This is a genomic window from Edwardsiella piscicida (genome assembly GCF_001896205.1).
GTDB lineage: Bacteria > Pseudomonadota > Gammaproteobacteria > Enterobacterales > Enterobacteriaceae > Edwardsiella > Edwardsiella piscicida.
In genome coordinates this window covers 316696-331391 of the sequence record NZ_MPNU01000001.1, presented here as the reverse complement: position 1 = coordinate 331391, position 14696 = coordinate 316696, and the positions used below count along the sequence as shown (strand labels likewise).

The window sequence follows — 14696 nt, the reverse complement described above, 5'->3', positions numbered from 1 at the left end:
CGTATTGATATCATCCTTGCTACGGAAGCTGATAATCGCGCCGAGCAGCGTATCGCCGTCGTCGGAGCGGATGGTCGCCCGGTTGGCTATCACGCTCAGCCCGTTAAAGGTGAGAATGGCATCGCGCCGATCTTCATTGATGCGATCGGTGAAAAAGCCCGACGGCGAAACCACCTGGCTTATCGGCTGCCCCAGCCACTGGCGACCCGGCGCGCTTAGCCCCAGCATTTTGCGAGCATTGCGATTTATTGCCGTGATCTGTCCGTCAGGATCGACCGCAATCAGGCCCTCAAAGACCGCGCCGAACAGGGCCTCCATCTGACGCACCACCCGGGCTATCTGGCGCGGCTCCATCCCCATCATCTGTCGTCGGATATGCGCGGCAAATAGCCAGGAGAGCAGCATCAGCAGCAGCAGCACGCACACGAAGACCCCGGCCATGGGCAGCAGAAAGTCCAGGCGCCAGCTATCGATCTTGCTGACCAGATAGCCCAGGGAAACGACCCCGATCACCTGCCCCTGATGATCGAAAATGGGCGTTTTCGCGCGCAGCGCCTGGCCCAGAGAGCCTTTGCCTGAGATAAAGTAGCTCTCGCCCTTTTCAATGGCGCCCGGCTTATTGAACTGCATCTTGTGGCCGATTTTAGCCGGATTGGGGTGATACAGACGAATAGCGTTCCGATCGCCGATGACCACATAGTCAAAGTCAGTCCCGGTTCCCAGACGATCGGCAATCAACGCTAGACGGTGGGTATCGCGATCCTTCACCCCATCCACGATGCTGTCCATCGATGCGATGATCTTGGCCTGGTTCATCGCCATATCACGCACCTGCCTCATCATGTAGTCTTCAAAGCTGGCTGACAGGTACTTCCCCAGCGCGGCAAACAGGCAGCAGGAAACCAGCAGTAACAGTAAAAAAATACGCAGGGGGAACGCCATACGGCGAAAGAAATTCACCGCACTGTTATTCGGCATTCTTACCATCGTTACCTCACCTTTTAATACGTTTCGCTTACCTTTGAACGACTCAAATGTAATCGTTTTGTTTCCTGACACTCTGGCCATAATGCTTTTCTACTTTTGCAGATTATCGCTATTAAACTAATTAAGCAAATAAAAACCAGTCTATAAAAATCTTTATTTTAAATTACGAAGATAAAAACTATTAAGGCGATTTAAAACTGCTTTCCGTTTGTGAATCAGGTCAAAAATTCCCACCCGATTCCTATTTAGGATTAATTTAACAACAGCCAAGGGGAATAAAAATAGGCAGAAAAGTTTTATTACCTTTGATTGAAAATGAAAAGTTATTGAGTTGATAAAAGATACATTTATTTAACGTAACCATCGCGACGCAGAGCAGGAATCCTTATGTTCAGCAATACTGTTTTCACCCAGATTAAGCGCTCTGAGCAAAAAAGGATTGCCGACATCACTCATTTTCTGCGTGAAAATGGCCTCAACATTGATACATCAGTAGAAATATTTATTTGCGCACAGCGGGATAACAAAATCATCGCCTGCGGCGGTATCGCCGGCGATATCATAAAGTGTGTCGCCATCAGCGCCACCGCCCGCGGCGAAGGATTAGCCCTGACGCTGGCCACCGAATTGGTCAACCTGGCCTATGAATTAGGACGGAATAATCTTTTCATCTATACAAAAGAAGAAAACGAAGAGATGTTCCACCAGTGCGGTTTCTCTACCATTACCCGGGTTCCCGGGATTATGGTTCTGATGGAAAACAGTAAAGTACGTCTTCAACGCTATGCCGAAACATTAGCGACGCTGCGCCACCCAGGGAAAAAAATCGGTGCCATCGTGATGAACGCTAACCCGTTCACCAACGGACACCGTTACCTCGTCCGACAGGCCGCCAGTCAATGCGACTGGCTACACCTGTTTTTAGTCCGTGAGGATACCTCACGCTTTCCTTATGAAGATCGGCTGGCGCTGGTACGCTCCGGCGTTAGTGATATCGCCAATATCACGCTGCACCCGGGCTCTGAATACATCATCTCCCGCGCCACCTTCCCCTGCTATTTCATTAAAGAGCAGGGGGTAGCCGACAACTGCTACACCGAAATCGATATCAAGATATTCCGGCAGTATCTGGCGCCGGCACTGGGCATTACCCACCGCTTCGTCGGGACGGAGCCCTTCTGCCCGGTCACCGCCAAATACAATCAGGATATGCGTTACTGGCTGGAAACCCCGGCGCTGCCCTCTCCGCCGATCCATCTGGTTGAAGTGGCCAGGCTGACCTATCACAACACCCCCATTTCAGCCTCTTGGGTACGCAAGCTGCTGGTACGCAAAGATCTTCCGGCAATCACCCCACTGGTACCCGACGCGACGCGGGCCTATCTGGCCCGGCTGATCGCATCGATGCCGGCGGGTGCGGAGCGCCGGCCCCAGGAATCCGTCTTAGTTACAGGTGACAAATGAAAATAAACCACGCAGCCGTCGCCGGCACCCTAGAGTCAAGCGACGTGATGGTGCGCATCGCGCCCATTGAAGACGACCAGGCTCTCGATCTGCAAATTAGCAGCAGCGTCGAAAAACAGTTTGGCGACGCCATCCGCGCCACCGTGCTGGACGTCCTCAACCGCTACCAGGTTCGCGGCGTACAGCTGATCGTTGACGATAAAGGCGCGCTCGACTGTGTCCTGCGCGCACGTCTGGAAACCCTGCTGGCGCGCGCCGCCGATCTGGTCAGCCTGCCTTGGGAGGATCGCGCATGACACCGCAACAGAAAACCCGCACCCGTCGCAGCATGCTGTTTGTTCCCGGCTCCAACGCCGCCATGCTGAGCAACGCCTTTATCTATAAAGCCGATGCGCTGATGTTTGACCTGGAGGACTCCGTGGTGCTGCGTGAAAAAGACGCCGCCCGCCGTCTGGTCTACCACGCGCTGCAGCATCCTCTGTACCACGATATCGAAACCATCGTGCGCGTGAATGCCCTGGACTCTGCGTACGGCGTCGCCGATCTCGAGGCCGTCGTGCGCGCCGGCGTTGACGTCGTGCGCCTGCCGAAAACCGACTCCGCCGACGACGTCATCGCTATCGAAAACGAAATCGCCCGCATCGAACGCGCCTGCGGGCGCGAGGTGGGCAGCACCGGTCTGCTGGCCGCCATCGAGTCAGCCCAGGGGATCACCCAGGCCGTGGCCATCGCCCACGCCTCCCCGCGCCTGATCGGGATTGCGCTCGGCGCCGAAGACTATGTGCGCAATCTGCGCACGGAGCGCTCGGCAGAGGGCATCGAACTGCTGTTCGCCCGCTGCAGCATCCTGCAGGCGGCCCGCTCCGCCGGCATCCAGGCCTTTGACACCGTCTACTCCGATGCCAACAACGATGAGGGCTTCCTGCGCGAAGCGTCCCATATCAAACAGCTGGGCTTTGACGGTAAATCGCTGATCAACCCGCGTCAGATCGAGCTGCTGCACAACCTGTACGCGCCGACGCAGAAAGAGGTCGATCACGCCCGTCTGGTGGTCGACGCCGCCGAAGCCTCCGCCCGCGAAGGACGCGGCGTGGTTTCCCTGAACGGCAAGATGGTTGACAGCCCGGTGATCGAGCGCGCGCGTCTGGTACTTTCCCGCGCGGCCCTGTCCGGCATCCGTGAAGAATAAGGCGATAAAGATGACACAAGATACCCAACGAAACGCCCGCGTAGCCGCCTTTAGCCAACGGGACGGCGCGCTGCCGGCCTTCAACGACGTCAGCAAGGCGCAGTACCACGACGGTCGCGCGCGCGATCGCAAGCTGTGCACCTCTCTGGAAGAGGCCATCCGTCGCAGCGGCCTGCGCGACGGCATGACCATCTCCTTCCACCACGCCTTCCGCGGCGGCGATCTGACCCTGAATCAGGTGATGGACGCCATCGCCGCCATGGGCTTCAAAGATCTGACCCTGGCCTCCAGCTCCCTGAGCGACTGCCATGCGCCGCTGGTCGGCCATATTCGCAATGGCGTGGTACGCAAGATCTACACCTCTGGCCTGCGCGGCCCGCTGGCTGACGCCGTCTCCCACGGCCTGCTCGACGAACCGGTGCAGATCCACTCCCACGGTGGCCGAGTGCACCTGATCGACAGCGGCGAGCTGAGCATCGACGTCGCCTTTCTCGGGGTGCCGGCCTGCGACGCCTTCGGTAACGCCAACGGCTATACCGGCAACGCCTGCTGCGGGTCGCTGGGCTACGCCCGCGCCGATGCCGAAGCGGCCAACAGCGTCGTCCTGCTGACCGAGGAGATTCTGCCTTACCCGCACAACCCGGCCAGCCTGACGCAAGACCAGGTCGATCTGATCGTCCAGATCGATCACGTCGGCGACGCCAGCAAGATCGGCGCTGATGCCACCCGCATGACCTCTAACCCGCGTGAGCTGCTGATCGCCCGCAGCGCAGCAGAAGTAATCGCTCACTCCGGTTACTTTAACGAGGGCTTCTCGCTGCAGACCGGCACCGGCGGCGCCTCACTGGCCGTGACCCGCTTCTTGGAAGACAAGATGCGTCGCGCCGATATTCGCGCCGACTTTGCCCTGGGCGGCATTACCTCCACCATCGTCGATCTGCACGAGAAGGGATACATCCGTAAGCTGCTCGATGTGCAGAGCTTCGACCGCGCCGCCGCAGGCTCCCTGGCACGCAACCCGAACCACATCGAAATCAGCGCCAACCAATACGCCAACTGGAGCTCCAAAGGCGCATCGGTCGACCGTCTTGACGTGGTGGTGCTGAGCGCGCTGGAAGTGGACACTCACTTCAACGTTAACGTCCTGACCGGCTCCGACGGCGTTCTGCGCGGTGCCTCCGGCGGCCACTGCGACACCGCCATCGGCTCCGCGCTCTCCATCATCGTGGCGCCGCTGGTGCGCGGACGCATACCGACCATCGTCGATAGCGTGCTGACCTGCGTCACCCCCGGCTCCAGTATCGACATCCTGGTCACCGACCACGGCATCGCCGTCAACCCGGCGCGCCCGGAGCTGGCGCAGCGTCTGCGCGACGCCGGCCTGCCGTTGGTCAGCATCGAGTGGCTGCGCGATCGCGCGCTCTCCCTAACCGGCGAGCCGAAGCCGATCGCCTTTACCGACAAGGTTGTGGCCGTGGTGCGCTACCGCGATGGCAGCGTTATTGACGTGGTTCGCCAGGTCAAGGAATAAGCGATGATGACCCTGCTCCCCCATTTGGCGGCCAGCCATACCGTCACCCTACCGGAACTGCTCCTCAGCCGTGAATGCAGGCAGTCCCGGCAGGCGGCATGGCTGACCCGCCATACCTGTACGCTGATCTCCTTTACCGTGGTCGCCCCCGGCCCGGTCAAGGATAGCCCGCTGACGCGCCGCATCTTCAATGCGGGCATCGCGGCGCTGAACCAGCTAGCACAGCGTCAGGAATGGCCCCTGCGGGAGCAGCGTTCACTGGAGTTAGCCACCGGCCCGGAAGGGCTGATGGCCATCGATGCGCCGGCCGAGCAGGTCAAACGGGCGGCCATCGCACTGGAGCAGGCCCACCCCCTGGGTCGGCTCTGGGATATGGATGTCTTGGCCAGCGACGGACAGATCCTGTCGCGCAGCGATTATCAGCTGCCGGCCCGCCGCTGCCTGATTTGCCAACGCCCCGCCGTGCTGTGCGCCCGCGAGCGCCGCCACGACGTGGCCCAACTTCTCGCCCATATGGAGGCACTGGTTCACGATGCAACACCCAACAACGTATAGTCCGCATCGCCTTTCCCTGAGCCAGGCCTGTCGCCACTATGCCACGCTGGGCTGGCGCGCCATGCTGGCCGAGGTCAATCTGACGCCCAAGCCAGGGCTGGTCGATCGCCACAACAGCGGCGCCCACCGCGACATGGCCCACAGCGACTTTGTGCGTAGCGCCGATGCCATCGCCCCCTGGCTGGCTCGCTTTGTCGAATACGGCGCCGACAGCGCCGCGCTGGACGGCGGCAGCGTATTGCCCGGCCTGCGCGCGCTCGGCATCGCCTGCGAGGCGGACATGTTCCGCGCGACCGCCGGCGTCAATACCCATAAGGGCAGCATCTTTTCTCTCGGCCTGCTGTGCGCCGCCGCCGGGCGCAGCCACCAGCGCGGCCACCCCATTACCCCCGCGCGGCTGTGCGGCTATGCGGCTCAGTTTTGCCGCGGGCTGGTCGCACGCGAGCTGGCTCCCCTGCGCCCGGCGCAGGCGTCCACGGCCGGACAGCGTCTGTTTATGACGCTGGGCATTACCGGCGCCCGCGGCGAGGCGGAGGCCGGCTACCCCCTGGTGCTGAATCTGGCGCTTCCCCATTACCAGCGGACGCTGGCCGCCGGACGCGATCCGGAGCTGGCGCTGCTCGATACCCTGGTGCAGCTGATGGCGCATAACCAGGATACCAATGTCGCGGCGCGCGGCGGCGAGGACGGGCTGCGCTGGATGCAGCAGCGCGCCGCCGCGCTACTGGCAACCGGCGGCATCCGCACCCCGGCCGATCTGCAGGCGCTACGCCGCTTTGACGCCGAGTGTATTGACCGTCACCTGAGCCCGGGCGGCAGCGCGGATCTGCTGATCCTCACCTGGTTTCTGGCTCACCTCTGTTACCCGATTTTGCAAGCTGAACATTAAAAATATCATCCTTACCGGAGTCATCAGTTATGTCCAAAGAGAAAATAGGGAAACTACTCGCGCCCCTCGTGGTGATGGGGATTATGTTTATGATCCCAGTCCCCGATGGCATGCCGCCGCAGGCCTGGCACTATTTTGCCGTGTTTGTCGCCATGATCGTCGGGATGATCCTTGAGCCCATCCCGGCCACCGCCATCAGCTTTATCGCCGTGACCATCGTCGTTATCGGTAACCAGTTCCTGCTGTTTGACGCCAAAGAGCTGGCCGATCCCGCCTTCAACGCCAGTAAACAGGCGCTGAAGTGGGGCCTGGCCGGCTTCTCCAGCACCACCGTGTGGTTGGTGTTCGGCGCCTTTATCTTTGCCCTGGGCTATGAGGTCAGCGGACTGGGTCGGCGTATCGCCCTGCTGCTGGTCAAGTTCATGGGTAAGCGAACGCTCACTCTCGGCTACGCCATCGTCATCATTGATATTCTGCTGGCGCCCTTTACACCGTCTAACACCGCGCGTACCGGCGGCACCGTCTTTCCGGTGATCAAAAACCTGCCGCCGCTGTTCGACTCCCATCCCAACGATCCCTCTTCACGCCGCATCGGTAGCTATCTGATGTGGATGATGGTGATCAGTACCAGCATCAGCTCCTCCATGTTCGTCACCGGCGCCGCGCCGAACGTACTGGGCCTGGAGTTTGTCAGTAAAATCGCCGGTATCCAGATCTCCTGGATGCAGTGGTTCCTCGGCTTCCTGCCGGTGGGGCTGCTGCTGCTGATCGTCGCCCCGTGGCTCTCCTACGTGCTGTACAAGCCGACCGTGACCCACAGCGAGCAGGTCGCCACCTGGGCCGGTAGCGCGCTGAAAGAGATGGGCGCCCTGACCCGCCGTGAAATCACCCTGATCTGCCTGGTGCTGCTGAGCCTGGCGCTGTGGGTCTTTGGCGATGATTTCATCAACGCCACCGCCGTCGCCCTGCTGGCGGTTGCCCTGATGCTGGCGCTGCACGTGGTGCCGTGGAAGGATGTCACCAAGTACAGCGGCGCCTGGAATACCCTGGTCAACCTGTCTACCCTGGTGGTGATGGCCAACGGGCTGACCCGCTCCGGCTTTATCGAATGGTTCGCCAAAACCATGAGCACCCATCTGGCCGGTTTCTCACCGACCGCGACGGTCATCGCCCTGGTGCTGGTGTTCTACTTCGCCCACTACCTGTTCGCCAGCCTGACCGCCCACACCGCCACTATGCTGCCGGTGATCCTGGCCGTCGCCCAAAGCATTCCGGGGGTTCCGATGGACCAACTGTGTCTGCTGCTGGTGCTCTCTATCGGCCTGATGGGCTGTCTGACCCCTTACGCCACCGGCCCGGGGATCATCATCTACGGCTGTGGCTATGTGAAATCTCAGGATTACTGGCGACTTGGCGCCATCTTTGGGGTTATCTATATCGCCGCGCTGCTGGGCATCGGTTGGCCTATCATGGCCATGTGGAACTAACCACTCGCCTAACGCCCATTGTGTTATGTCATAACCCCCTGCGCATCAGCGCGGGGGGTTATGTTTTCCGACGCGGGCAACTGAGCATAAATCCATGGGCCCCCCTCTAAACGACACCTCGGTTACCAATGCGTCCACAGAATGCTGACCCAAACAAACAGCGCCAACCACAGCGCCACGAATACCGCCGCCGATCCCATATCTTTGGCGCGGCCGGACAGCTCATGGCGCTCGCTGCCAATCCGATCCACCACCGCCTCTATGGCGCTGTTGAGGATTTCCAGGATCACCACCAGCGTCACGCTGCCGATCAGCAAAATGCGCTCGACCGCCGTGACGTCAAGCCAGCAGGCCAGCGCCACCGCGGCAGCCAGCAGCAGACTCTCCTGACGGAACGCCGCCTCATGGCGCCATGCCGCCTGCAGCCCTTTGATCGAGTAACCGGCCGCTTTAATGATTCGAGTCAAACCTGTAGTACTATTCATAGATAATCCATAACGATGAGCATTGGCGGGCATTTTAGCTGCTTCCCGAGATCCCGGCACCACAGATCTCAGGGCCGCTTTCTGGTATTCTTGCCGCGCATTGCTAACAAGAGGCTGATACTTTTATGTCTGGATGGCGTAAAATATATTATAAGCTGTTGAATTTACCGCTTAAATTACTTGTAAAAAGTAAAGTTATCCCCACCGATCCGGTGGCCGAACTGCGTTTGGACACCACCCGGCCGGTCTTCTATGTTCTGCCCTACAACTCTAAGGCGGACTTACTGACCCTACGCGATCGCTGTCTGGCGCTGGATCTGCCCGACCCGCTGGATGACAATGAAATCGACGGCGTCATCCTGCCGCGCTATGTTTTTATAGACGATGGCCCGCGGGTCTTCCGCTACTACGCGCCCAAGCAGGCGTCGGTCAAACTGTTCCTCGACTATCTGGATCTGCACCGCGGTAACCCGGCGCTGGATATTCAGATGATACCGGTCTCCGTGATGTTTGGCCGCGCGCCGGGCCGCGAGGACCACAAGGGCGCCCCGCAGCTGCGCCTGCTCAACGGTATTCAGAAATTCTTCGCCGTGCTGTGGCTGGGACGCGACAGCTTTGTGCGCTTCTCCAATACCGTCTCACTGCGCTACATGGCCGATGAGCACGGCACCGACAAAACCATCGCCCAGAAGCTGGCGCGCGTGGCGCGTATGCACTTCTCCCGCCTGCGCTTGGCCGCCGTCGGCCCGCGCCTGCCGGACAGACAGGCGCTGTTCAATAAGCTGCTCGGCTCCAAGGCCATTGAAAAGGCCGTTGAAGACGAAGCCCGCAGCAAGAAAATCTCCCGCGAGAAGGCCCAGCAGAATGCGGTCGCGCTGATGGAAGAGATTGCGGCTGACTTTACCTATGAGGCGGTGCGTCTCTCCGACCGCGTACTCAGCTGGACCTGGAACCGCCTGTACCAAGGGATTAACGTCCATAACGCCGAGCGCGTGCGCCAGCTGGCCCAGGACGGTCACGAGATAGTCTATGTTCCCTGCCACCGCAGCCACATGGACTATCTGCTGCTCTCCTATGTGCTCTACCACCAGGGGCTGGTGCCGCCGCATATCGCCGCCGGCATCAACCTGAACTTTTGGCCGGCCGGGCCGATCTTCCGTCGGCTGGGCGCCTTCTTCATCCGCCGGACCTTTAAGGGCAATAAGCTCTACTCCACGGTGTTCCGCGAATACCTCGGCGAGCTGTTCAGCCGCGGCTACTCCGTCGAATACTTTATGGAGGGTGGGCGCTCACGTACCGGCCGCCTGCTGGAGCCGAAAACCGGCACCCTGGCCATGACGCTGCAGGCCATGCTGCGCGGCGGTAAGCGTCCGATCACTCTGGTACCGGTCTATATCGGCTACGAGCACGTGATGGAGGTCGCCACCTACGCCAAAGAGCTGCGCGGGGCGACGAAAGAGAAAGAGAGCCTGCCGCAGATGGTGCGCGGACTGCGTAAGCTGCGCAATCTGGGTCAGGGCTACGTCAACTTTGGCGAGCCAATCTCCCTGAACGTCTGGCTCAACCAGCACGTACCGGAGTGGCGTGAGGCTATCGATCCTATCGAGGCCCAGCGCCCGCACTGGCTCACGCCCAGCGTCAACAGCATCGCCGGCGAAGTGATGGTCAACATCAATAAGGCCGCCGCCGCTAACGCCATGAACCTGTGCGCCACGGCGCTGCTGGCCTCGCGTCAGCGCGCGCTGACCCGCGAGCAGCTGCTGGAGCAGCTGGAGTGCTATCTGCAGCTGCTGCGAAACGTGCCCTACGCACCAGATGCGACGCTGCCGCAGCGCACGCCGCAGGAGCTGTTGGACCACGCCCTGCAGATGAACAAGTTTGAGGTTGAAAAGGATAACATCGGCGATCTGATCATTCTGCCGCGCGAGCAGGCGGTGCTGATGACCTACTACCGCAATAACATTCAGCATATGCTGGTGCTGCCATCGCTGGTTGCCAGCATGGTTATCCACCATCGCCAAATCTCACGCGGCGAGCTGCTGCGCCAGGCGGCGGTGATCTACCCGATGCTGAAGCAGGAGCTGTTCATGCACTACGCGCCGGAAACGCTGCCGCAGGTGCTGAGCCCGGTCATCGATGAACTGTGTCGCCAGCAGCTGATCAGCCTGCAGGATGACACCCTGAGCATTAACCCGCCGCGTATCCGCGCCCTGCAGCTGCTGGCCGCCGGGGTGCGTGAAACCCTGCAGCGCTATGCCATCACGTTCTCGCTGCTGAGCGCCAACCCCAGCATCAGCCGCGGTGCCCTGGAGAAAGAGAGTCGGATCCTGGCCCAGCGTCTGTCGGTGCTGCACGGTATCAATGCGCCGGAGTTCTTCGACAAGGCGGTCTTCGCCACCCTGGTGACGACGCTGCGCGCGGAGGGCTATATCAACGACGTCGGCGATGCGGTGCGCGAGCAGACGCTGGAGATCTATAACCTGCTTGCCGATCTGCTGACCCCGGAGATCCGCCTGACCATCGAAAGCGTCAGCATCGCTGCGCTGGAGGATGCCAGCGGCGCGAGCGACGGCGCGGCGTAACGCACGCGACGATCCCCTCGACAACGCCCGGCCTGCGCCGGGCGTTTTTATCTTCGCCTACCCAAACAGCTGTCCGGCCTGCAGCAGCGTAATCCAGCATCCCCACAGCAGCGGCAGCCCCACGGCCAGCCAGGAGAGCGCGACCCACGGCCGGCTGCCGGCGTCCGCCGCCCAGCTTAGCTGGGCATTCGGGTTCACCTTATACAGAGAGCGCGCCTGCGCCAGCTGAGCCTCGCTCATCGAATGGCGTCGATCGACCGGGCGGATCAGCAGATTACACACCAGGCCGACCAGCAGTAGACCCGCCAGGATGTACAGCGTCTCGGAATAGGCCTGCGCGCGGGCGACGCCGCGGCTGAGCTGATACTCACGCAGATAGTTGACCAGCACCGGCCCCAGGATCCCCGCCGCCGACCAGGCGGTCAGCAGGCGACCATGGATCGCCCCCACCATCTGGGTACCGAAGAGATCCGCCAGATAGGCCGGCACCGTCGCAAAGCCACCGCCGTACATCGACACGATCAGGCAAAACGCCAGAACAAACAGCGTTACGCTACCCAGCGCACCCAGCGTCGGCAGCAGGCTATACAGCGCCACGCCGAGGGTAAAAAAGAGAAAAAACGTCCTCTTACGCCCGATGCGATCGGACAGCGAGGCCCAGAAAAAACGCCCACCGATATTGAACAGGCTCAGCAGGCCGGTGAACCCGGCGGCGATGGCGGCGATCTGCGCCAGCTGGGCGCTGGACAGCTCGGCAAAGGTCTGCGAGCCCCCCAGCAATCGCCCGGCAAAGACCTCCTGCAGCAGCGGGGAGGCCATGCCGATAATGCCGATACCCGCGGAGACGTTGAGACACAGCACCGCCCACACCAGCCAAAACTGCGGCGTACGGCAGGCCACGCTGACGTGCACCTCCACGTGCGTGAAGCCCCGCGCCGCGGGCGTCGCCGTCGCTGCCGCCATCCCCTGAGGACGCCAGCCGATGGGTGGAATGCGATAGGCCAACGCGCCGGACAGCATGAACACCCAGTAGATCAGCGCCAGCGTCAGAAAGGTCTGCCATACGCCGACGCCCCCGGCTGCGGCGTAGAAATGCATCAGGCTGTTCGCCAGGGGCGCCCCCACCATCGCGCCGCCGCCAAAGCCCATTATCGCCAGCCCCGTCGCCATGCCGCGCCGATCGGGAAACCAGCGGATCAGCGTCGATACCGGTGAAATATAGCCGAGCCCCAGGCCAATACCACCGATAACCCCAGACCCCAGCCACAGCATCCACAGCTGATGCAGGTAGACCCCCAGCGCGGAAAACATCAGGCCACCGCACCAGCAGCAGGCCGCGACGACCCCGACCTTACGCGGCCCCGCCTTCTCTAGCCAGCTTCCCCACAGCGCCGCCGAGCAGCCCAGAAAGATAAAGAAGAGAGTATAGGTCCAGCCCAGCATGGAGATGCGCCAGTCGCACTGGGTGGTAAAGAGCTCTTGCCAGGCGGACATCGGCGCCGGACAGGCGCGCGCCGCGCCGTCCCCCAGCGCCTGCGACAGCGGCAGCCAGAAGACGGAAAAGCCATAGGCCATGCCAATGCACAGGTGGATCGCCAGCGCCGCCGGCGGAACCAGCCAACGGTTAAACCCCGGGCGGGCAATGATACGCGCCTTACTGAAAAAACCGGGACGGACGTCAGCCGCCCTCCGCTCACCGTCCCGCGGCGTCGGCACTGAATTATCGACACTCATTATGCTTCTCCTGATCCTGAATGCGTTGCCGCTATGGTGAGCGGCGCATCCTGACATAGCAGAAGGCGTACCATGACTGGTCAAAATTTGTGCGACAACAAAATTCATCCTGGCTTTGTGACAGGTAACAAAGAAAGGTGAAATGTTAAATTACAGTTTCATTTTAGCGTTCGACTTTCGCGCTACTCGACGAGGATGAGACTATCAATGTGGGTCAAAATGGATGGAAAAATGATAATTGCGTGGCGATTATGAGAAAAATGGCGGGCATCATGCCCGCCATCTCGTTTACAGCGCCAGCAGGATCCCCAGAAACAGGATCAGCCCGACGTAGTTATTGTTCATAAACGCCCGAAAACAGGAGGTGCGCGCCCGCCGGACAATCAGCCGCTGCTGGTAAACGAACAGCGCCGCGGCCAGCAGTACGCCCCAGTAGTAGGCGCCCTGTAGCTGATTCAGATCGCCGACCCACAGCAGCAGCAGCAGCGTAGCGAACTGCAGTAGGCCGATCATCAGACGATCGTAACGGCCAAACAGGATCGCCGTCGACTTGATGCCGATCCGCAGATCGTCGTCGCGATCCACCATGGCGTACTGGGTATCATAGGCGACCGTCCAACAGATATTGGCCGCAAACAGCAGCCAGCAGCTGAGCGGCAGACTCTCGCCGACGGCCGCATAGGCCATCGGTATCGACCAGCCGAAGGCCATGCCCAGGATCACCTGCGGCAAATGGGAGAACCGCTTCATAAAGGGGTAGAGCCAGGCCAGCGTCAGCGCCGCCACCGACAGCCAGATCGTCATCGCATTCAGCGTCAGCACCAGGGCAAAAGAGAGCGCCACCAGCAGCACGAACAGCGTTTTGGCCTCGCGCTCGGACAGCGCACCGCAGGGTAACGGGCGCTGACAGGTACGTTTGACATGACCGTCGAAGTGACGATCGGCAAAATCATTAATCACGCAGCCTGCGGCGCGCATAAAAAACACCCCGCAGGTGAAAACCAGCAGCAGCTTTCCCCCCGGCGCCGCGCCGCCTGCCAGCCACAGCGCCCAATAGGTCGGCCACAGCAACAGCAGCGAACCGATGGGCTTGTCGATCCGCATCAGGCGGCAATACGCCAGCCACTTGCTTTGGGTCACACATCCCTCCACGCCTTGCTCTCTCCGCTTACGTGCGTTATCCATAGATAGGGGCATCGGCCAAGAACAGCTCCGTCAGCAGCAGCGGCTGACCGGCGACGCGCAGTCGGCTGCGACGGGCCCAGAGCGGGCCCAGACAGCCAACCCGCAGCGACTCGCGCTCCAGGGCGACCCCGCTGAACAGATAGCGCCCCAGCGGGGTACTCCCCAGCCGCCGCAGCGCCTCGCCTTCGCCCTGCAGCGTGCTGGAAGGCGTCAGGGTTCGGCCAAACAGCCAAGGGATACCATCGCCGAGCAGGATCACCTCTCGCAGCCAATACTGCGCACAGGGCGACAGCTGCCCGCGCTCATCGTCGCTCAGCTGCGTAGCGTCCACCGGCCCTTCGCGCAGCACCGTCACCTGTAGCCTGTCGCACCGCTGCTCCAGGCGGCGGGTCATCGATCCCTGCTCCGCCAGCCAGCTGCCGTAGTCCGCCGGCGCCGCCGCGTCAGCCAACGGCTGCCAGTCGATATTCGCCAGCGCAGCAGAATGTTCTGCCATGCCATACACCCCATCGTCTCAATTCCTGCGTCGCTGCGCTATCCGCGGCGCGCCTTATTACGTTTCAGTGTACCGCAGATTCACCGTCTGGGGCACTCTCGCAGCAATCCAT

Annotated in this window: 13 protein-coding genes; 8 read left to right on the top strand and 5 right to left on the bottom strand. The window is 61.1% G+C overall.

The features are described from left to right. Positions 1 to 987: PAS domain-containing protein (locus tag BRD58_RS01450; protein WP_139263910.1), on the bottom strand; the 987-nt coding region annotated here is incomplete at its 3' end. 387 nt (positions 988 to 1374) lie between these two features. Here BRD58_RS01450 and citC point away from each other — a divergent pair. Genes citC through BRD58_RS01415 form a run of 7 tightly spaced genes read left to right on the top strand, consistent with a single transcriptional unit; the run spans position 1375 to position 8102 of the window. Continuing rightward, a complete protein-coding gene (gene citC, locus BRD58_RS01445) occupies positions 1375 to 2451 on the top strand; it encodes a [citrate (pro-3S)-lyase] ligase (protein WP_012847105.1) in 1077 nt (358 codons plus the stop codon). Then, positions 2448 to 2747, top strand: a complete 300-nt coding sequence (gene citD / locus BRD58_RS01440) for a citrate lyase acyl carrier protein (protein ID WP_012847104.1) — start codon at positions 2448 to 2450, stop codon at positions 2745 to 2747. The genes citC and citD overlap by 4 nt, the downstream gene beginning before the upstream one ends. After that, entirely contained in the window at positions 2744 to 3640 is an 897-nt protein-coding gene (gene citE / locus BRD58_RS01435) for a citrate (pro-3S)-lyase subunit beta (protein WP_012847103.1), read from the top strand. The genes citD and citE overlap by 4 nt, the downstream gene beginning before the upstream one ends. Before the next feature lie 10 nt (positions 3641 to 3650). After that, on the top strand, positions 3651 to 5171 hold the full coding sequence (citF, locus tag BRD58_RS01430) for a citrate lyase subunit alpha (RefSeq protein WP_012847102.1): 1521 nt from the start codon (positions 3651 to 3653) through the stop codon (positions 5169 to 5171). Between the two features lie 6 nt (positions 5172 to 5177). After that, the gene (gene citX / locus BRD58_RS01425; protein ID WP_236721615.1) at positions 5178 to 5726 is read left to right on the top strand and encodes a citrate lyase holo-[acyl-carrier protein] synthase; all 549 of its coding nucleotides are present in this window, start codon (positions 5178 to 5180) and stop codon (positions 5724 to 5726) included. Beyond that, positions 5704 to 6615 carry a triphosphoribosyl-dephospho-CoA synthase CitG gene (gene citG, locus BRD58_RS01420; RefSeq protein WP_073381434.1) on the top strand — a complete coding sequence of 304 codons (912 nt, stop codon included), beginning with the start codon at positions 5704 to 5706 and terminating at the stop codon, positions 6613 to 6615. The genes citX and citG overlap by 23 nt, the downstream gene beginning before the upstream one ends. Before the next feature lie 29 nt (positions 6616 to 6644). After that, positions 6645 to 8102 (top strand): anion permease, encoded by a 1458-nt coding sequence (locus tag BRD58_RS01415; protein WP_012847099.1) that lies wholly within the window; start codon positions 6645 to 6647, stop codon positions 8100 to 8102. Positions 8103 to 8224: 122 nt separating this feature from the next. Here BRD58_RS01415 and BRD58_RS01410 read toward each other — a convergent pair whose 3' ends face one another. Next, on the bottom strand, positions 8225 to 8587 hold the full coding sequence (locus BRD58_RS01410) for a diacylglycerol kinase (protein ID WP_015460730.1): 363 nt from the start codon (positions 8585 to 8587) through the stop codon (positions 8225 to 8227). 125 nt (positions 8588 to 8712) lie between these two features. Between BRD58_RS01410 and plsB the strand changes: the two genes are divergently transcribed. Further along, entirely contained in the window at positions 8713 to 11169 is a 2457-nt protein-coding gene (gene plsB, locus BRD58_RS01405) for a glycerol-3-phosphate 1-O-acyltransferase PlsB (RefSeq protein WP_012847097.1), read from the top strand. Positions 11170 to 11226: 57 nt separating this feature from the next. On the opposite strand, the gene BRD58_RS01400 is transcribed toward plsB, so the two are convergent. The 3 genes from BRD58_RS01400 to ubiC all read right to left on the bottom strand — a co-directional run bounded on the left by BRD58_RS01400 (position 11227) and on the right by ubiC (position 14584). Then, positions 11227 to 12903, bottom strand: coding sequence for an OFA family MFS transporter (locus tag BRD58_RS01400; protein ID WP_012847096.1), 1677 nt, complete (start codon positions 12901 to 12903; stop codon positions 11227 to 11229). A 288-nt stretch (positions 12904 to 13191) separates the two neighbouring features. Beyond that, positions 13192 to 14088, bottom strand: coding sequence for a 4-hydroxybenzoate octaprenyltransferase (ubiA, locus tag BRD58_RS01395; RefSeq protein ID WP_173790600.1), 897 nt, complete (start codon positions 14086 to 14088; stop codon positions 13192 to 13194). Next, positions 14081 to 14584, bottom strand: a complete 504-nt coding sequence (ubiC, locus tag BRD58_RS01390; protein WP_015460726.1) for a chorismate lyase — start codon at positions 14582 to 14584, stop codon at positions 14081 to 14083. The genes ubiA and ubiC overlap by 8 nt, the downstream gene beginning before the upstream one ends. Positions 14585 to 14696 lie beyond the last annotated feature (112 nt).